Here is an 18,516-nt window from a genome sequence, read left to right on the forward strand (position 1 = left end):
CTTGCGATCATCCGGAGATGGGTCCGCTTCAGTTCCAGATGTCCGGAAGCCCCGGGGATGGTCCGCGCAGCCTGACCTCGGCGCTGCACGAGCGTCTGCGCGCCGACATTCTGGCGACGCGGTTGCTTCCGGGGCAGAAGCTGCACATCGCGGGACTCGCCAAGCAGTTTTCCGTGAGCCTCGCGGCCGTGCGCGAGGCGCTCTCGCGGCTGGTCGCCGACGGGCTCGTACAGGCGTCCGATCAGCGCGGCTTTCGGGTGAGCCCGGTGTCGCTGGCCGATCTCGCCGATGTCACCCAGACCCGGATCGATATCGAGGGGCTTGCGCTCCGGCGCTCGATCGAACGGGGCGACGAAGCCTGGCTTGCGTCGGTCAAATCGGCCTGGGCCGATCTGAAGGCCGTTCCGTATCACTATCCCGACGATCCGACCGTGCATTACGAGGAATGGGTGATCCGTCATCGCATCTTCCATCGCGCGCTGGTCAATGCATGCGGCTCGCCCTGGCTGCTCGGTTTCCGCGACGTTCTGCACGAGCAGAGCGAGAGATATCGCCGGCTCTCCATCCGTCGCGAGCTCGGTGGCAAGCCGCGCGACGTCGAGGCCGAACACAAGACGATCGTCGCTGCCGTGGTGAAGCGCGATGCGGATGCGGCAGTTCGCGCATTGTCAAAGCACTTCGGTATCACCAAAGAGTTCGTCGAGCTCGCTGCCTCGCGCATTGCGGAGGTGAGCGGAGCGATCTGACGGTCCGGTATCCGGCAAACAAAAAGCAGAGAGTTGGAGGAAATCAATAATGAAAATCAATCGCCGTCACGCGTTCGTATCGCTCGTTGCCGCCGCAATCCTTGCCGGGCCCGCAAGCGCAGCCGAAACAATTCGCGTTGGCCTGCCCACCAAGACCTATTGGCCGACGACGATCGCGGAAACGGCCGTGCGGCAGAAGCTGTTCGAGAAGGAAGGCATCCAGGCCGAGCTGACCATCTATCGCAGCGGCGCCGAGACGTTCGAGGGCATGGCCGCGGGCGCGGCCGACATCATTCTGGATCCGCCGTCGCTGGTCTCCGCCGGGCGCAAGAAGGGCGTGATGTCGCGCATCGTGGCCAATGCCGCGATGGGTAATTTCGGCTGGCAATTGATGGTGCCGACCAAGTCGACGCTGGACGTCAAGGATCTCAACGGCAAGAAGGTGGCGATCACCGCGGCCGGATCGGGCTCCGACCTGCTGGCGTTGTGGACCCTTCAGGACAAGAAGATCGACTTCACACGCGTCCCCGTCGGTGGCGGCGGCCTGGTGCCGAATCTCCTGGCCGGCAATGTCGAGGCGGCCGTGGTCTATTCGCCGCTGAGCTTCCAGATCTCGAAGTCGGGCGAGGCCAAGACCATCCTCGATTATTCCACCGCGGTTCCGCCGAACCTCACCGCAGGCTGGATCGTGCTCGACAAGCTCGCGGAGACGAAGCCTCAACTGGTGCAGAAGGCCGTCAACGCGCTTTACGGCGCGGTCGCGTTCATGCGCGCCAATCGCGACGTCACGGTCAAGCTGATCGCCGAGCTCTACGAAATGCCGGCCGAGATCGCCGGCATGGAATACGACAACACGATCATGAAGCTTGAAACCAGCGGAGACATGGGTGCGCCGAACGTGAATGCGGCGGTGCAATTGTCGCTCGATCTCGCCAAGCTCGGCGGTCTCAAGGACATCGTGCCGGTCGAGGACGTGATCTCGACCAAGTTCAAGCCGGTTCCGACCAAGCCGTAACGATGCAGAGCACGCTCGTCATCAACCTCACGCGGATCGCGATCGTCATCGCGGTCCTGGCGTTGTGGGAGGTGCTGTCGCGCACCGGCATCGTCAATCCGCGCCTGTTGCCGTCGGCGTCCGATACGTTCGCGACGTTGGGAGATCTGCTCCAGCGCACGGCCGTGCAGAAGGACCTGATGGTGACCGCGACGGAAGTGCTGGCCGCGTTTGCGCTTGCCGTACCCTTCGGTGCCGTGATCGGCTTCCTGGTCGCGGAGAACCGCTACTTCGCCGACGTGGCCAAGCCCCTGCTGTTCTTCGCCTTCAGCATCCCGAAGTCGATCTTCCTGCCGATGTTCATCCTGGTGTTCGGCGTCGGCTTTGCCGAGAAGGTGGGTTTCGGTTTCTTTTCCACCATCTTCATCGTGATCATGTCGACCACGACCGCGGTGGAGTCGGTCAAGGTCGAGCATCTGACTGTGGCGCGCTCCTACGGTGCCACGCCGATGCAGACCGCGTTCCGGGTCTATCTGCCGAGCATGCTGCCGGTGCTGCTGGAAGCTCTGCGGATCTCCATGATCTTCAACCTCACCGGCGTGATCCTGGCCGAGATGTACGCCTCACGTGACGGCATCGGCCATCAGATCGCGACCTGGGGCGAGAATTTCCAGATGAAGCAGCTCCTCGCCGGCGTGGTGATGGTGGCCGCGATCGCAATGACTTTCAACGAACTTGTCAGATGGGTGGAAACGCGATGCAGCCATTGGCGAACGTGACCCCTTTGAAACCATCGGCGCGCGCCGGCGCGATCGAGGTGAAGAATGTCGGCCAGGTGTTCAAGTCCAAGTCGCAGGACGTCGTCGCGCTCGACGACGTCTCGCTGGAGATCAAGCCGGGCCGCTTCGTCGTGCTGGTTGGTCCGAGCGGATGCGGCAAATCGACTCTCCTGATGATGATGGCCGGCCTGCGTCAGCAGACGACAGGTACGATCACCATCAGCGGCGCGCCGATCCCGCAGCCCGATCCGAACAGGGTCGGCGTGGTGTTCCAGGAGGCCAGCCTGTTTCCCTGGCTGACGGCCGAGGACAATGTCGAATTTCCGCTGGCGCTGCGCGGCGTACCCAAGGCGGAGCGCCGGGCCAAAGCGCAGGACGCCCTCAAGCTGGTCGGTCTCGATGGTTTCGGCCGGCGTCATCCGCATGAGCTGTCGGGCGGCATGAAGCAGCGCGTTTCGATCGCGCGCGGACTGGTGCAGGACCCGCCGGTGCTGCTGATGGACGAACCGTTCGCGGCGCTGGACGAGCAGACGCGCATGACCATGGGCGACGAGCTCCTGCGGATCTGGGCCGCGACCGGCAAGACCGTCGTCTTCGTCACGCACAGCCTGACCGAGGCCGTCTATCTCGCCGACGAGGTGATCGTGATGTCGGCACGGCCCGGCCGTATCGTCGATCATCTTCAGGTCCAGTTGCCGCGGCCCCGCACCTACGAGATGCTGAGCGGCGACGCCTTCGGGGCGCTGCGCGACCGCATCTGGCGTCACATCCGTAAATCGGCGTGAGGCGGACATGAGCGCCAGAATAAGCGCGAAGACGCTGCGCTATCTGATCGTGATCAGCCTGATTGCGCTGTGGGAGCTGCTGCCGCGCACCGGCCTCATTCCCGAACTGTTCCTCCCTTCGCTGTCGGCGACGCTGATGGCCGGATGGACGGAGGCGCCCGAATACGGTCATGCGCTCGCGGTGACCCTCTACGAGGTCGTGGTCTCCATGGCGTTCGCCTGCGGCGGCGGCATCCTGCTCGGCGCCATCGTCGGCAGCCTGCCGCGCCCGCGCGTCCTCATCATGCCGATGGTGTCGAGCCTCTATGCGGTGCCGCTCGTGATCCTCTATCCCGTTTTCACGGTTTGGCTCGGCATCGGCTCGGAGTCCAAGATCGCGTTCGCCTCGATCTACGGCTTCCTGCCGACGATGCTCGCGACCGCCGCCGGCATCCAGACCATCGATCCGCAACTCCTGCTCGCGGCGCGCAGCATGGGCGCGACGCTGAGCCAGCGGCTGGTGCGCGTCATCATCCCGGCGGCGATCCCGACGGTGCTGTCGGGTCTGCGCGTCGGCGGCGCCCTGGTCATCGTCGGTGTCGTCGTCTCGGAGATGCTGATTTCCTCGGCCGGCATCGGCTATCTGATCTCGCGTTACCGCACGATCCTCGACAGCCCGCACGTGTTCGCGGGTGTGCTGCTCGTGCTGTTCCTGGCGATCGCCTTCAATGCAGCGATCCGGTGGATCGAGCGCAAGGCGGCGATCTGGCAGACCGGCACGCGCGCCGGCCAGGCCAACGACGACGTCACGTCGGGCGCGATGCAGCCGGCGACCTGAGGTATCCGCGTGTACGATCTGACCCTGACATTCGACAATGGCCCCGATCCTGCCGTGACGCCGCGCGTGCTCGACATCCTCGGCGAACGCGGGATCAAGACCACCTTCTTCGTCATCGGCGAGAAGCTCGCTGACCCCGCGCGGCGCAGCCTTGCGGTGCGTGCGCACGGAGAGGGGCACTGGATCGGCAATCACACTTTTACGCACAGCGTCCCGCTCGGCGAGCAGCCGGATCGCAATGCGGCGGAGAACGAAATCGGTCGCACGCAAGCCGCGATCGGCGGTCTCGCGCATCACGAGCGCTGGTTCCGGCCGTTCGGCGGCGGTGGCAATCTGGACGCGCGGCTGTTGAAGCCGTCCGTTGTCGACTATCTCACCCGGAACAAGCACAGCTGCGTGCTTTGGAATGCAATCCCGCGCGATTGGGACGATCCCGACGGTTGGACCGAGCGTGCGCTCGACCAATGCAGCCGTCAGCTCTGGACGCTGATGGTGCTGCACGATCTTCCGACCGGCGCGATGGATCACCTGGAGCGATTCCTTGATGGCGCCGAGGCATCCGGCGCCCGCTTTCGTCAGGATTTCCCGCCGCAATGCGTTCCAATCCGCAGCGGAGAGGTCGCACTTCCGATCAACGATTACGTGTCCTCCATCGAAGAGAGTGTTCAGTCATGAAAATCGCCAGTTTCACGGTCGCCGGCACGGCGAGCTACGGCATCGTCACCGACAATGGCGTCATCGATGCCGGCAGGCGCCTGAAGGGGCTCCCGTCGCTGAAGTCGCTGCTCGCCAAGGGATCGCTCGCCGAACTGAAGAAACTCGCCGGCGAGCAGTCCGACCATGCGCTGACGGATGTCGCGTTGCTGCCCACGGTGCCGGATCCCGACAAGATATTCTGCATCGGCGTCAACTACGCCACGCATCTGGCCGAGAGCGGCCATCCGACGCCGGCGCATCCGATGATCTTCACCCGCTTCGCCAACAGCCAGGTCGGCCATGGCCAGCCGATGATCCGGCCCCTGGAGTCGGAGCGTTTCGATTATGAGGGCGAGATGGCCGTCATCATCGGCAAGGCCGGCCGCCGCATCTCGCGTGAAGCCGCCCTCAGCCACGTCGCCGGCTATGCCTGCTACAATGACGGCAGCATCCGCGACTGGCAGCGCCATACCTCGCAGTTCGCCCCCGGCAAGAACTTCGCGGGCACCGGCGGCTTCGGACCCTGGATGGTCACGACCGACGAATTGGCCGATGTCAGCAAGCAGACCTTGATCACGCGGCTCAACGGCGTCGAGGTACAGAAGGCGCCGATCTCCGATCTCGTGTTCGACGTACCGGCCCTCATCGCTTACTGCTCGACCTTCACTGAACTCGTGCCGGGCGATGTCATCGTCACCGGCACGACCGGTGGCGTCGGCGCCTATCGCAATCCTCCGCTGTGGATGAAGGGCGGCGACGTGGTCGAGATCGAGATTTCCGGCATCGGCATCCTGCGCAATCCCGTGAAGGACGAGCAGCCGCTCACTGCGACGCGCGCGGCCTGACGGCGGCGATCAATAAGAACAAGGAGAACATCCATGCCCGTGCCGAAACACATCCTCCCGACCACCGTGGTCGGGAGCTATCCGCAGCCGGAATGGCTCGTGAACCGCGCCATGCTGTCCAAGGTGGTGCCGCGCACCCGCTTGCACGACATGTGGCGGTTGCCCGCGGAGCATCTGGAGGAGGCTCAGGACGACGCCACCATCGTTGCGATCCGCGACATGGAGCGCGCCGGCATCGATATCGTGACCGACGGCGAAATCCGCCGCGAGAGCTACTCGAACCGCTTCGCGACGGCGCTCGACGGCATCGACGGGGACAATCCCGCGATGATCGTCGCGCGCACCGGTAACACCCAGACCCCGGTGCCGCGCGTCGTCGGTCCGGTCAGGCGCAAGGGGCCGGTCGAGTTGCACGACATGCAGTTCCTGCGCAAGAACACCGACCGCGCCGCCAAGATCACCCTGCCGGGCCCGTTCACGATGAGCCAGCAGGCGAAGAACGAGTTCTACAAGGACGAGGAAGAACTCGCGATGGCTTTGGCCGAGGCGGTCAATGCCGAGGCGCTCGATCTGCAGAAGGCCGGCGCCGACGTCATCCAGCTCGACGAGCCCTGGGTGCGCAACAATCCGGATCTTGCCAAGCGCTATGCCGTCAAGGCGATCAACCGGGCGCTGCAGGGCATCACGGTGCCGACCGTCGTGCATCTCTGCTTCGGCTATGCCGCGGTCGTGCCGGGCTCGAACAAGCCGGCCGGCTATTCCTTCCTCGCCGAGCTCGACGACACCACGGCCGACCAGATCTCGATCGAGGCGGCGCAGCCGAAGCTCGACCTCGGAGTCCTGAAGGACCTCTCGTCGAAGAAGATCATGCTCGGCGTGCTCGACCTCGCCGATCCCGCGATCGAGAGCGTTGATACCGTGGCGGACCGGATTCGCAACGGACTGAAATACGTGTCGCCGGATCGTCTCGTCCCGGCGCCCGATTGCGGCATGAAGTACATGCCGCGCGCGACCGCGTTCGGAAAGCTGAAGGCAATGTGCGACGCGGCGGCCAGGGTTCGGCAGGAGATCGGCTGACGCGGCTAGCCGTGTCCGCGCGGCTCGAGATCCGCGCGGGTGTCTCCCGTCGCATGAATCCGATCGCCGTACTTGCCGGCGATCGGCGCAAAGGCCGCCGGCAGCGGGCCGTCGGTGAAGAGATGATGGCAATCGTCGAGATGGCCGCCGCGCACCGTCGCATTGCGACCGAACTTGGTCGTGTCGGCAACGAGCACGGCCGTGCGTGAATTGGCGACGATGGACTGGCGCGCCTGAACCTCGCCGGCGTGGAAATCGAGCAGCGTGCCGTCCTGGTCGACGCCGCCGACGCCGAAGATGCCGTAATCGGCCCGGAAGCCGGCGAAGAAGCGTGCGGCCGCCTCGCCGACGATGTCGCGGTCGAGCGGGCGAAGCGTGCCGCCGGCGATCGATATCTCCACATCGGGATTTTGCGCGAACGCAGCCGCCACGTTCAGATTGTTGGTGATCACGCGCAGATCCTGGCGGCGGGACAGCGCCTGCGCGACGTATTCGGGCGTCGTGCCGAGCCCGATCATGATCGAGGCGCCATCGGGAATGAACCTGGCGGTCGCATGCGCGATACGCTGCTTGGCGTTGGCATTGAGGCCCTGCCGGCTTCCATAGGCGAGGTTCTGGTTCTGCACCGGCAGGCTGACGCCGCCATGGATTCGCCGGAGCAATCCCTGGTCGCAGAGCGCGTTCACGAGGCGACGAATGGTCTGCTGCGTGACGTCGAAGCGTGTTGCAAGATGCTCGATGGAGGCGAAGCCTTCCTCGCGCACGATCTCGAGAATGTGGGCCTGACGTTCGGTGGGGGTGCTGAGCATGGGCTCTCCATCCGCATCAAAGTATCATTCGAACATTCGTCGCGCAAATTTCTGTTTCATATGCTGTCACACTATGTTCATATGAACATAATAGTCGCTACACCGATGAGTGTGGCGTGGTCATGGGGAGAGGGACGGATGCATCGGTCTGCGCGTCGTGACCGACCTTGTGCTGCTCCGCGTGAGCCAGCCGCAGCGCGTTCGCGCCACGGCATCTCCGCCTTGCACAGATCATCGCAACGGGGAGTGGGCCGGCCATGTCAGCGATCGCGCTGAGCCACGTCTCCAAGTCGTGGGGATCGATGCGCGCCGTCGACGACATCAGCCTGACGGCGGATGAAGGCTCGCTGCTGGTGCTGCTCGGGCCGTCCGGATGCGGCAAGTCGACCACGCTTCGCCTGATCGCCGGCCTCGAAGAGGCCGATGCCGGGACGATCACGATCGGCGGCGCGGACGTCACGCATCTCACCCCGGCACAACGGAAGATCTCGATGGTCTTCCAGTCCTATGCGTTGTTCCCGCATCTGAGCGTGGCCGAGAACATCGTGTTCGGCCTGCGCGTGCGGCGCGTGTCGCGCGCCGAGCGGGACGAGCGGCTCAAGCGTGTCGCAGACATCGTCGGCCTCGGCCATCTGCTCGAGCGCAAGCCCTCGCAATTGTCCGGCGGCCAGCGCCAGCGCGTCGCCCTGGGACGTGCCATCATCGCGGAAGCGCGGGTCTGTCTGATGGACGAGCCGCTTTCCAATCTGGATGCCAAGCTGCGGCACGAGATGCGAACGGAGATCCGGGCGCTGCAACAGCGCCTCGGTATGACCATGGTCTACGTGACACACGACCAGACGGAAGCCATGACCATGGCCGACCGCGTCGTGCTGATGCGCGACGGCCGTATCGAGCAGAACGGTTCTCCGGAAGAGCTCTACAACCGCCCCGCGACCGCGTTCACGGCGAGGTTCATCGGCACGCCGCCGATGAACCTCGTGCGCCAGGGTGATCGGCTCATCGGCGTGCGGCCGGAGCATATTCGCATCGTCTCCGGTGGCGATCATGCGGTTCGCGTCAAGGCCGTCGAGCATCTGGGCGCCGACAGCATTGTGCTGTGTGAGATCGACGGACAGCCGATTTCGGTGCGGCTCGACGGTTTCAGCAAGGTCCAGCCGGGCGAGGATGTCCGGATCGCCTGGGATGCGGACCACGAACATCGGTTCGATCCGCAATCGGAAACGCGGCTCGAAACCATTGTCCAACAAGGGCGGCTGGCTGCTTCCGACCGATAGGGGCGGCGACCGCGCAACGATCACGAGACAACGAAGGAGACCAAGATGTTTGCTCGACGAACAATGTTGATGGCAGCCGCGTTCGCTGCGCTGTCCATGGGTGCCGCCCGTCCGGCGGCCGCGGTGGACCTGACGATGTACTATCCGGTCGCGGTGGGCGGCCCCGTCACGAAGATCATCGACGACATGGTCTCGCGCTTCGAGAAGGACAATCCGGACATCAAGGTGACGGCGGTCTATGCCGGCAACTACACCGACACGATGACCAAGGCGATGACGGCGATGAAGGGCGGCCAGCCGCCGCAACTGTCGGTGCTGCTGTCGACCGACGTCTTCACGCTGATGGACGAGAACGCGATCGTCCCGCTCGACGGTCTCGTCGGCGACAAGGCGTGGTTCAAGGAATTCTATCCCGCATTCATGGCGAACGGACAGATCGACGGCAAGACCTGGAGCATTCCGTTCCAGCGCTCGACCATCGTGCTGTACTGGAACAAGGAGGCCTTCAAGGAAGCCGGCCTCGATCCGGAGAAGGCGCCGGCGTCCTGGGACGAAATGGTCGAGATGTCGAAGAAGCTGGTCAAGAAGGACGGCTCCGGCAACACCACGCGCTGGGGCGTCGAGATTCCCACGACCGGCTACGGCTACTGGATGCTGCAGGCGCTGGCGATCGAGAACGGCCAGAGGATGATGAACGAGGCCGGCACCGAGGTCCATCTGACCGCGCCGAAGACGGTCGCGGCGCTCGACTACTGGGTCGACCTCTCCCGTAAGCACAATGTGATGCCGTCCGGCAGCATCGACTGGGCCACGCTGCGCACCGACTTCCTCGAAGGCAAGACGGCGATGATGTGGCACACCACGGGCAATCTGACCGCCGTCAAGGACGCCGCGAAATTCCCGTTCGGCGTCGCCATGCTTCCCGCCAAGGAACAGCGGGGATCGCCGACCGGCGGTGGCAGCTTCTACGTCTTCAAGAGCGCTTCCCCCGAGCAGCAGAAGGCGGCCGTCAAGTTCATCCAGTGGATGACGACGCCCGAGCGCGCGGCGGAATGGAGCATGAAGACCGGCTATGTCGCCGTGTCGCCGGCCGCCTACAAGACGCCGGCAATGGAAGAATATGCCAAGGGTTTCCCGCAGGCGATCGTCGCGCGGGACCAGCTCGAACATGCGGTGCCTGAGCTCTCCGTTCACGAGAACGGCCGCATCTACAAGTTCGTGAACGATGCGGTGCAGGCCGCGGTGACCGGGTCGCAGAAGCCGCAGGAAGCGCTGGCCGCCGCGCAGGCGCAATCCGACCGCGTGCTGCGCGCCTCGAAGTAAGGCAAGCAAAGGGAAACGGTGGGGTGGCGGTTTGCCGCCATCCCGCTGTTCAAGGGATGTCCGACACCGCAGCCTCATCGCCGATTGCCGAACACCGCGCCGGATCGCAGGCGTGGTGGAATGCCGTGAACGCGTGGCTGCTGTTGCTGCCGGCGGCGGTGTTGCTCATCACCTTCACGCATTATCCGATCCTGGCTACGATCCGGCATTCACTGTTCATCACCAAGAGGAACGGCACCGAAGTCTTCGTCGGGCTCGAAAGCTATCAGGCCATGGCGGCCGATCCGATCTTCTGGAAGGCGCTGGTCAACAATTTCTGGTTCGCGCTCGGCACCATTCCCGCATCGATCGCGCTGGCCCTGGTGATGGCGATCTGGGTCAATCGCAACATGCGGGGCCGGGGCTTTCTGCGTCTCGCCTATTTCACGCCGACCGTGCTGCCGATGATCGCGGTCGCCAACATCTGGCTGTTCTTCTACACGCCGGACTACGGCCTGCTCGACCAGTTGCGCGGGCTGTTCGGTCTCGGCGGCTGGAACTGGCTGGGCGATCCCTCGACGGTGATGGGCTGCCTGATCGTGATGGTGATCTGGAAGGAGGCCGGCTTCTTCATGATCTTCTACCTCGCGGCCCTTCAGCAGCTTTCGCCGGATCTCGAGGAAGCCGCGTCCATCGAAGGGGCGAGCCGCTGGTACACGTTCCGCCGGATCACCTTCCCGCTGTTGATGCCGACCACGCTGTTCGTGGCGATCAACGCGGTGATCAACTCGTTCAAGCTGGTGGATCACCTCGTCATCATGACCAAGGGCGGTCCGAACAACGCCAGCACGCTGCTGCTGTATTACATCTATGAAGTCGCCTTCACCTTCCAGGACTCGTCCTACGCGGCAACGCTCACGGTCGTACTTCTGGTGCTGCTGAGTGCGGTTGCGCTGGTCAAATTCGGCTATCTCGATCGCAGGATTCATTACCAATGAGGGGCCGGACACATCCCGTCGAGGCTGTCGCCGCGTGGCTCCTTGCGCTGATCTGGCTTGCTCCGCTGGCTTATGCGTTCTGGAGCGCGCTGCATCCGGCCGCCTATGCGACGTCGTTCAGCCTGTCCGCGCCGTGGACGCTGGAGAATTTCGCCCGTGCCTGGAAGCAGGCGCCGTTCGCCCGCTATTACTTCAATACGATCGTCCTGGTGACGCTGATCCTGGTCGGGCAGCTTGTCCTGTCGACACTGGCCGCCTATGCCTTCGCGCGCTTCAAATTCAGGGGGAGCGGCATCGCCTTTGCGCTCGTTCTGCTCCAGCTGATGATCATGCCCGACGTGCTGATCGTGGAGAACTACCGCGCGATCGCAAAGCTCGGCCTGCTGGACACCATCCCCGCGATCGCGTTGCCCTATCTCGCCAGCGCCTTCGGGATCTTCCTGCTGCGGCAGACCTTCAAGAGCGTTCCGCAGGAGCTGGTCGAAGCCGCCCGCGTCGAGGGCGCGGGCCCGTTGGGAATCCTCTGGCGGGTCTATGTCCCGCTCGCGCGTCCGACCTATGTGGCATTCGGCCTCGTCTCCGTCAGCTACCACTGGAACAATTTTCTGTGGCCGCTGATCGTCACCAATTCGGTGGATGCGCGGCCGCTGACAGTCGGCCTTGCAGTCTTCGGCGCGCCAGAGACCGGTGTGGATTGGTCGATCATCACGGCCGCGACCGTCATGACCATGGCGCCCCTGCTGATCGCATTCCTCCTCTTCCAGCGGCAGTTCGTCCAATCCTTCATGCGCGCGGGTATTCGCTGATGCGGCTCCTGACCTGGAACATTCAATGCGGCAAGGGCTGCGACGGCGTGACCGACCTTGCCAGGATCGTGCGCGTCGCCAGGGAGACGTGCGACGCGGACGTCTTCTGTTTCCAGGAGGTGAGCTCCAATTTCACCAGGCATGACGGAGGTAGCGATCAGAGCGCGGAGCTCGCTGCGCTGCTGCCCGGCTATATGCCGATATTCCGGCCGGCGATCGAAACCGTCGATGAAGCCGGGGAGGTGCGTCGCTTCGGCAACATGACCCTCTCGCGCCTGCCGGTCGTCCAGGTGAACAATCACATCCTGCCATGGCCGGGTGCGGGGACGGGACGCAGCATGCGTCGCCACGCTCTGGAGGTGACGGTTCATGCCGCCTTCGGGGCCATGCGTATCGTCAACACGCATCTCGAATATCACTCGGTCGAGCAACGCGAGGCGCAGATCGCGCGCCTGCTGGACTTGCAGCAGGATGCTTCCACCAGTCCCAAGGCACCGACGAGACGGTCGGACGAGCCCTATGAAAGCCAGACGGTCGTGGGCTCGAGCCTGATGTGCGGCGACTTCAATTTCGACGTGACAGATCCGCAGCACGCGCTGATAGACCGATCGAACCGGCCGGGCCTCAACTATCGCGACGCCTGGCCGGCCGGCCAACCCGGCCGCGAGCGGGCACCAACCTGTGGACTATATGATCACGCGCAGTGGAAGGACGGTCCCGATTGCCGCGATTTCATTTTCGCCACGGCGGACCTGATGAGCCGCGTCCAGCGGGTCGAGGTCAACGGCAGGACCGATGCCTCCGACCACCAGCCGGTCTTTGCCGAACTCGCGGATTGAAATCGACAGGCCGGGCGCGCATGCCGGCTTCAGCTCTGGGGTTTCGGGCCGGTCGCGAATTGCGGAAACATCTCGGCGACGACAGGCCCGTCCAGCCGCCATGAATAGCAGCCGCCGACGAAGAATGGCGGCTTGGTCGCCTCGTGCGAGCGCTCCAGCGCACCGCGGCTTTCCGGATCCTTGCTGGACGACACGGTCTGGAACAGCGTCGTCACCGCGGGGCCCAGAAGTTCCTGCAGATGGGTGCAGGTCTCGAGCCGGCCGATCTTGTGTCGCACCGTGTCGCGCCAGCCCTTGCCGATACGTTCGCCGACCAGGCGCTGAAGGATCCCTTCGACGTCGAGGCAGGAGGGGTAGGGCGTCGACTGCATCGTCGTGCCGGCCTCGTGGATCAGGAACGTCTCGTCGACCGCCAGTCGCAATCGGATGTCGTGCACGGGGTCGCCCGGCTGTTGTTCGCCACGATAGCGGTCCTGCCGCGGATAGGGCTTGGTGTCGACCAGTCGCGCCTCGACCTCCCAGAGACCGTCGTCCCTGAGGTAACCGAGGCACTCGACCGAACGCCGGTGCATCAATCGGCGGGGCTTCCCATCGGCATTGGCGTCGGACATCGGCGTGTATGCTCGCGGTTTTATGTTTTCTGCAATCCAATCGACCGTCCCTGCGGATGTCAACATCCGCCGGCCGCACGGCGCCATGCGTTGTTCGGCCGCAGCGCCCCGAGCACGCCCAAATCTCATCGGCCGACCGGCACCAACTCGCCCAGGCGCTGCAAGATTTTCGTTGAATACCCATCAGTTGCCGTTGCGGCCGCGCGTGGGCTCGGACCCGGATTCGAAACGTGCCTTGCCGGTTCGGTTAATTCGCGTCGCACTTCGTCAAATTGAAAAGACATTCTGCGAAGGGCGGAGAAACGTAGAACGGCATTCGTGCGGGCGCGCGAAAAATGAATTTTGCTACCATCGAATTGCGCGCCGTAGTTTGCGATGGTGGCGCCGTCTCAAGTGAGACGGAGCAAGTTCGATTTCATGACGGATGCGTCGCTAATTTCCAGGTCCGCCGATGCGACAGCGGCGCTCGCGGACCCTCGCACGGGCTCGATTCCGCGCGCCGGCGAAGTCGTGGTGACGGTGGTTGCCGACATTGCCCATCTGTCCGAGAAATCGTCGTCGCGCGGCCGCGGCTTCGCATGGCGTTCATTCCTTCTGCCCTGGCTCCTGCCGCTCGGCCTGCTGCTGATCTGGCAATTCCTGTCGGCGACCGGGATCGTGTCGACGGCGATCGTGCCGGCTCCATCCGACATCTGGGAAGCCGCCCGGCAGCTTGCCGAGCGCGGTGAATTGCAGCACGACATCCTCGTCAGCTTGCGCCGGGTTGCGATCGGCTTCAGCATCGGCGCGATCGGCGGATTGCTGTTTGGTCTTGCCGTGGGGCTGTTCGAGCCCGTGCACGATCTCTTCGACCGGTCGCTGCAGATGATCCGGACCATTCCGCACCTGGCATTGGTGCCGCTGATGATCCTCTGGTTCGGGATCGGGGAGGAGCCCCGGCTCATTCTCGTCGCGATGGGTTCGCTTTTTCCGGTCTACATCAACACGGTCGGCGGTATCCGCAATGTCGATCCCAAGCTGGTTGAGCTTGGAAAATCCTACGGTCTCGGCCGCGCCGAGCTGGTCTGGTCCATCATTCTGCCGGCGGCGCTGCAGCCGATCCTGGTCGGCATGCGCTATGCGCTCGGCGTGGCCTGGCTCACGCTCGTCGTGGGTGAAACGATCGCCTCGCGCGACGGCGTCGGCTACCTCGTGCAGAACGCCCGCGAACTGCTGCGCATCGACATCATCGTGCTGGCCATCGTTCTCTACGCCATTGCGGGCTGGCTGTCGGACTTCATCACGCGCCTGATCGAGCGTCGGTTGCTGCGCTGGCATCCGAACTATGCGGATCGGGTGAAGGCATGAGCGGAGCTAGCGTCACCCTGCGCTCGATCGGCAAATCGTTCGCCGGTCGCACGGTTCTGGACGGGGTCGATCTCGATATCGCCGCCGGTCAGTTCGTCTCGATCATCGGGCCAAGCGGAGCCGGCAAGTCGACGCTGCTGCGCCTCGTCGCGGGGCTGGACCTGCCCTCGCGCGGCCGCATCGAATTGCGCACGACGGGGCACAAGGCGGACGTCCGCCTGATGTTCCAGGAGGATCGCCTGCTGCCGTGGCGGACGGTTCTCGGCAATGTCCTGTTGGGCCTCAAGGGGCGGCGGGACGAGGCGATGCGCATTCTGGCGGCGGTCGGGCTGCAGGGACGCGAGAACGAGTTTCCAATCGGACTGTCCGGCGGCCAGCGCCAGCGTGTGGCGCTGGCGCGGGCGCTGATCCACGAGCCGGACCTGTTGCTGCTCGACGAGCCGTTCGGTGCGCTCGACGCCATCACCCGCGCCGCGATGCAGTTGCTGCTGGGGCAGTTGCTGATCGCGCGGCCTCGTACGGTCGTACTTGTGACGCACGACGTCGAGGAAGCGTTGCTGCTTTCCAATCGCGTGCTCCTGGTGAAGGACGGCGGCATCGCGCGCGACCTTGTTTTTGATCAGCCGCGTCCCCGGCATCGCGGCGATCCGGCGCTGGCGACCCTGAAGGAAGAGCTGCTCGACGGCTTGCTGACGGCCGAGCGCGACCTGGCTGCCGTTGCATAAGAAACGAAAGGATGACGATATGACTTCCAGTGGCTCGACGAACGGTCGCGTCTCGCGGCGAACGGTGTTGTCGGTCGGCGCGGGACTTGCCGCAGCATCGGCAGGTCTGGGTGGAATGCCGCGCGCGAAGGCGGCCGAGCCGGCGCCGCCGCAGCTGACCGTCGCGGTGATCGGAGACGGCCGCACCGGCGTCTGGGCTTCGCTGCGCGCCGGCGTGGGCGGCCGCAATATCGAGCAGGAGCTCGGCACCAAGATCGTCTGGCAGCCCGGCTTCACGGCGTCGCTTCCGGTGATGGAGGCGATCAAGGCAGGGTCCGTCGATTTCACATTCGCCACCGCGACCGCGGTCGTGAACGCGGTTCCGGCGCGTGTTCCGATCGTGCCGCTCGCGGCCTATCCGTTGCCGGTCCACGAAGTCGATTTCCTGGTGCAGGCCAATTCCCCGATCAAGACCGCGGCCGATCTCAAAGGCAAGAAGATCGCGCATCAGAACGGAACGACCGGCACCTACAGCCTGATCAAATATCTGGAGACTGCGGGGCTGAGATTGTCCGATGTCACGGCCGTCAGCCTGAGCGGGGCGGACGCGTTCACAGCCTTCGCGCAAGGCAGCATCGATGGCTGGATCCACTGGCAGCCGGCGACGGCGCTCGCGCTGACGAAGCTCGGCGGCAAGGCGCGCCTGCTGCCGGACGTGAAGACCTACGACTACGCCTTCTACGTGGCGCGCAGCGACGTCGCGACGAAGTATCCGCAGGTCTTCGCCAAGTTCGTGAAGATCATCCGGGAGACGCAGGCCTACATCTTCGCGCATCCGGCCGAATCCGTCGCGCTGTGGGCGTCGCAGGGCGGCTTCCCGCCGAACGGGACCGAACAGGCCGTCTACGAGAAGCTCGTCCGCGATGCCAGGTTGTCCGAATCGACCGCCGTGTCTCTGAAGCCGATCGACGAAGCCGCCGCGGCGTCGACCCAGGATCTCGCCGACAATTTCCAGGCCCTCGGCGTGCTGCCGAGCAAGGTCGACGTTCGATCGTTCCTGCTCGGTGCGCAATTCGACGCTGCCAAGAAGGCGGTCGCGCTGGAGCTCGGCGCATAAGCAGCGCCGACCCGCCAACAAAACAGAGAAGCATCATGAACGCGCAAGCCGGCGAGACGGTTTCGATTACGTCTGCCACCATCGGCCAGTTCGGCCGCTACCTGCTCAGTGCAGGAAAGAACCATTTCATCTCCGATCAACGCGTGGCTGTTGGCGGCCCCGGGGAGGCGATCACCGCCGGCGAATTGCTGTTGTCGTCTCTCGGCAGTTGCTCGCTCGGTCTGATCCAGAAGACGGCGAAGGAGCAGGAGATCGGTCTGCGCGAGGCCGGATCCGAGGTCTCGTTCCGCCGCCACGCCACCGATCCGACGCAGTACGAGTGGATACGCATCACGTTGCGCCTGTCCGGCGTGACGGCGCAGGAAGCCGAGACACTCGTCGCCGGCTTCACCGCCAATTGCCCGATCTACAACACGCTGAAGCGTGGCGGCCCCGTCGAGATATCGTGGACAGTGAGCTGACCCATGCCTGACAAGAAGCTTCATCTCGCCGCCTTCGTCTCCGCGGGGCCGGTCTCCGGCAGCCACGCCGGATGGCGGCATCCGAAAGCGGACGGCGATCTCCTGTCCGCCGCCTACTACCAGAATATCGGCCGGCTACTGGAGCAGGGACGTTTCGATCTGCTCTTCATTGCGGACATCCTGGCGATCCCGGATACGCTGGGCGGCAGCCTCGACAGCCAGCTCCGCTACGGTGCGCTGGGCGCGCTGCGGCTCGATCCGCTGGTCGTGCTCTCGATCATCGCGGGAGCGACGAAGCATCTCGGCCTCGGCGCGACCATCTCGACGACCTATGCCCAGCCCTATACGCTGGCGCGCGCACTCGCGACACTCGATCATCTCAGCGGCGGCCGTGCTGCCTGGAACATCGTCACCTCGTTCCAGGAGGGGGAGGCGCGCAATTTCGGCCTCACCGAGCAGCTCTCGCGCGACCAGCGTTACGAGCGCGCCGACGAGTTCCTCGAAGTCGTGACCAAGCTGTGGAATTCGTGGGAGGACGGGGCGCTGGTCCGGGATCGCCAGGCGCCGCTGTTCGCCGACCCCGCAAAGGTGCACCGGATCGATCACTCCGGCAAATGGTTCAACGTGCGCGGCCCGCTCAATGTCAGCCGGCCCCCGCAAGGCCGCCCTGTCTTCATCCAGGCCGGCGCCTCCGATCGTGGCCGCGATTTCGCGGCGCGATGGGCGGAAGTCATCTTCGTGACGCCGGGCCTGATCGACGTTGCGGTCGAATTCCGCAACGATCTGCGCGCCCGCGCCGTGCGGTTCGGCCGCGATCCGGACACGCTCAAGGTCCTGCCCGGCATCGTTCCGGTCATCGCCGACACCGACAAGCAGGCGAAAGCGCTGCACGACGAGCTCCACGAACTCTCGCATCCCGAATCCGGTCTCTCGACCCTGTCCTATCATCTCGGCGTCGACCTCTCGCGCTTCCCGCAGGATCAGGTCCTGCCGGAGAATCTCGATGTCCCCGGAGTCGAAGGCCACTATCGCGAGGTCTCCGAGCTGACGCGGCGCTCCGGCTTGAGCCTCGCCGACCTGGGACGACGCTATGGTGCGGGGAGAACCACCAGCGGATTCAGCGGCACGCCGGGCACGGTGGCCGATCGCATGCAGGAGTGGTTCGAGGCCGGCGCCTGCGATGGCTTCATGTTGCAGGTCCCCTATCTTCCGGGCGGCTTGGAGGAGCTGGTCCACGGCCTCGTGCCGGAGCTGCAGCGCCGCGGCCTGTTCCGCACCGAGTACGATGGTTCGACCCTGCGGGATTCGCTCGGCCTGCCTCGCCCGGCCGGCTGAGGGTCAGCGCATTCCAGGGCATGTCAAAGGCGGAGATGAAAGGCCCCTGGGAAACGGAATTTCTGATTCTATCGGTTTGGCGTGCAAAACCTCGCGCGCTTCGCCTGAACTAGAGAACCGAATTGCTCGCTTGGCAGCCTAAAGTTCGGGGTGCGCGAAGGTGGGCAGGCG

20 protein-coding genes are annotated in these 18,516 nt (G+C 64.6%); 18 read left to right on the top strand and 2 right to left on the bottom strand.

Annotated features, from left to right (window positions below; translation table 11 throughout):
• Positions 1 to 17 precede the first annotated feature (17 nt).
• Genes QM712_RS23360 through QM712_RS23395 form a run of 8 tightly spaced genes read left to right on the top strand, consistent with a single transcriptional unit; the run spans position 18 to position 6,739 of the window.
• Positions 18 to 746 carry a GntR family transcriptional regulator gene (locus QM712_RS23360; protein ID WP_415025504.1) on the top strand — a complete coding sequence of 243 codons (729 nt, stop codon included), beginning with the start codon at positions 18 to 20 and terminating at the stop codon, positions 744 to 746.
• A gap of 49 nt (positions 747 to 795) precedes the next feature.
• Positions 796 to 1,761, top strand: coding sequence for an ABC transporter substrate-binding protein (locus QM712_RS23365; protein WP_415025505.1), 966 nt, complete (start codon positions 796 to 798; stop codon positions 1,759 to 1,761).
• Between the two features lie 2 nt (positions 1,762 to 1,763).
• Positions 1,764 to 2,519 (top strand): ABC transporter permease, encoded by a 756-nt coding sequence (locus QM712_RS23370; protein ID WP_415025506.1) that lies wholly within the window; start codon positions 1,764 to 1,766, stop codon positions 2,517 to 2,519.
• Positions 2,498 to 3,304 carry an ABC transporter ATP-binding protein gene (locus QM712_RS23375; protein ID WP_415025507.1) on the top strand — a complete coding sequence of 269 codons (807 nt, stop codon included), beginning with the start codon at positions 2,498 to 2,500 and terminating at the stop codon, positions 3,302 to 3,304. The genes QM712_RS23370 and QM712_RS23375 overlap by 22 nt, the downstream gene beginning before the upstream one ends.
• Positions 3,305 to 3,311: 7 nt before the next feature.
• Complete coding sequence (locus QM712_RS23380; RefSeq protein ID WP_415025508.1) at positions 3,312 to 4,121, top strand: ABC transporter permease; 810 nt, start codon at positions 3,312 to 3,314, stop codon at positions 4,119 to 4,121.
• A gap of 9 nt (positions 4,122 to 4,130) precedes the next feature.
• Positions 4,131 to 4,796, top strand: coding sequence for a polysaccharide deacetylase family protein (locus tag QM712_RS23385; protein WP_415025509.1), 666 nt, complete (start codon positions 4,131 to 4,133; stop codon positions 4,794 to 4,796).
• Positions 4,793 to 5,662, top strand: coding sequence for a fumarylacetoacetate hydrolase family protein (locus QM712_RS23390; protein WP_415025510.1), 870 nt, complete (start codon positions 4,793 to 4,795; stop codon positions 5,660 to 5,662). The genes QM712_RS23385 and QM712_RS23390 overlap by 4 nt, the downstream gene beginning before the upstream one ends.
• A gap of 33 nt (positions 5,663 to 5,695) precedes the next feature.
• Positions 5,696 to 6,739, top strand: a complete 1,044-nt coding sequence (locus QM712_RS23395) for a uroporphyrinogen decarboxylase family protein (protein WP_415025511.1) — start codon at positions 5,696 to 5,698, stop codon at positions 6,737 to 6,739.
• 5 nt (positions 6,740 to 6,744) lie between these two features.
• Here the strand turns inward: QM712_RS23395 and QM712_RS23400 are convergent, their stop codons facing one another.
• Positions 6,745 to 7,548, bottom strand: a complete 804-nt coding sequence (locus QM712_RS23400; RefSeq protein ID WP_415025512.1) for a DeoR/GlpR family DNA-binding transcription regulator — start codon at positions 7,546 to 7,548, stop codon at positions 6,745 to 6,747.
• Positions 7,549 to 7,805: 257 nt separating this feature from the next.
• Here QM712_RS23400 and QM712_RS23405 point away from each other — a divergent pair, with 257 nt between their 5' ends.
• From QM712_RS23405 to QM712_RS23425, 5 genes are all read left to right on the top strand, one after another.
• Entirely contained in the window at positions 7,806 to 8,825 is a 1,020-nt protein-coding gene (locus QM712_RS23405) for an ABC transporter ATP-binding protein (RefSeq protein WP_415025513.1), read from the top strand.
• 63 nt (positions 8,826 to 8,888) lie between these two features.
• Positions 8,889 to 10,148, top strand: coding sequence for an ABC transporter substrate-binding protein (locus QM712_RS23410; RefSeq protein ID WP_415025543.1), 1,260 nt, complete (start codon positions 8,889 to 8,891; stop codon positions 10,146 to 10,148).
• Positions 10,149 to 10,204: 56 nt separating this feature from the next.
• Complete coding sequence (locus QM712_RS23415; protein ID WP_415025514.1) at positions 10,205 to 11,125, top strand: carbohydrate ABC transporter permease; 921 nt, start codon at positions 10,205 to 10,207, stop codon at positions 11,123 to 11,125.
• Complete coding sequence (locus tag QM712_RS23420; protein ID WP_415025515.1) at positions 11,122 to 11,931, top strand: carbohydrate ABC transporter permease; 810 nt, start codon at positions 11,122 to 11,124, stop codon at positions 11,929 to 11,931. The genes QM712_RS23415 and QM712_RS23420 overlap by 4 nt, the downstream gene beginning before the upstream one ends.
• Entirely contained in the window at positions 11,931 to 12,770 is an 840-nt protein-coding gene (locus tag QM712_RS23425) for an endonuclease/exonuclease/phosphatase family protein (RefSeq protein WP_415025516.1), read from the top strand. The genes QM712_RS23420 and QM712_RS23425 overlap by 1 nt, the downstream gene beginning before the upstream one ends.
• A gap of 29 nt (positions 12,771 to 12,799) precedes the next feature.
• On the opposite strand, the gene QM712_RS23430 is transcribed toward QM712_RS23425, so the two are convergent.
• Positions 12,800 to 13,342 carry a DUF2889 domain-containing protein gene (locus QM712_RS23430; protein ID WP_415025517.1) on the bottom strand — a complete coding sequence of 181 codons (543 nt, stop codon included), beginning with the start codon at positions 13,340 to 13,342 and terminating at the stop codon, positions 12,800 to 12,802.
• Positions 13,343 to 13,798: 456 nt separating this feature from the next.
• Here QM712_RS23430 and QM712_RS23435 point away from each other — a divergent pair, with 456 nt between their 5' ends.
• Genes QM712_RS23435 through QM712_RS23455 form a run of 5 tightly spaced genes read left to right on the top strand, consistent with a single transcriptional unit; the run spans position 13,799 to position 18,345 of the window.
• Complete coding sequence (locus tag QM712_RS23435) at positions 13,799 to 14,728, top strand: ABC transporter permease (protein WP_415025518.1); 930 nt, start codon at positions 13,799 to 13,801, stop codon at positions 14,726 to 14,728.
• Positions 14,725 to 15,453, top strand: coding sequence for an ABC transporter ATP-binding protein (locus tag QM712_RS23440; protein ID WP_415025519.1), 729 nt, complete (start codon positions 14,725 to 14,727; stop codon positions 15,451 to 15,453). Before QM712_RS23435 ends, QM712_RS23440 begins: the two co-directional genes overlap by 4 nt.
• Before the next feature lie 19 nt (positions 15,454 to 15,472).
• The gene (locus tag QM712_RS23445; protein WP_415025520.1) at positions 15,473 to 16,549 is read left to right on the top strand and encodes an ABC transporter substrate-binding protein; all 1,077 of its coding nucleotides are present in this window, start codon (positions 15,473 to 15,475) and stop codon (positions 16,547 to 16,549) included.
• Between the two features lie 35 nt (positions 16,550 to 16,584).
• Entirely contained in the window at positions 16,585 to 17,010 is a 426-nt protein-coding gene (locus QM712_RS23450) for an OsmC family protein (RefSeq protein WP_415025521.1), read from the top strand.
• Positions 17,011 to 17,013: 3 nt separating this feature from the next.
• Complete coding sequence (locus QM712_RS23455) at positions 17,014 to 18,345, top strand: LLM class flavin-dependent oxidoreductase (protein ID WP_415025522.1); 1,332 nt, start codon at positions 17,014 to 17,016, stop codon at positions 18,343 to 18,345.
• The last annotated feature ends 171 nt before the right edge of the window (positions 18,346 to 18,516 follow it).

Origin of the sequence: Bradyrhizobium sp. (assembly GCF_047605465.1) — a bacterium.
Taxonomy (GTDB): domain Bacteria; phylum Pseudomonadota; class Alphaproteobacteria; order Rhizobiales; family Xanthobacteraceae; genus Bradyrhizobium.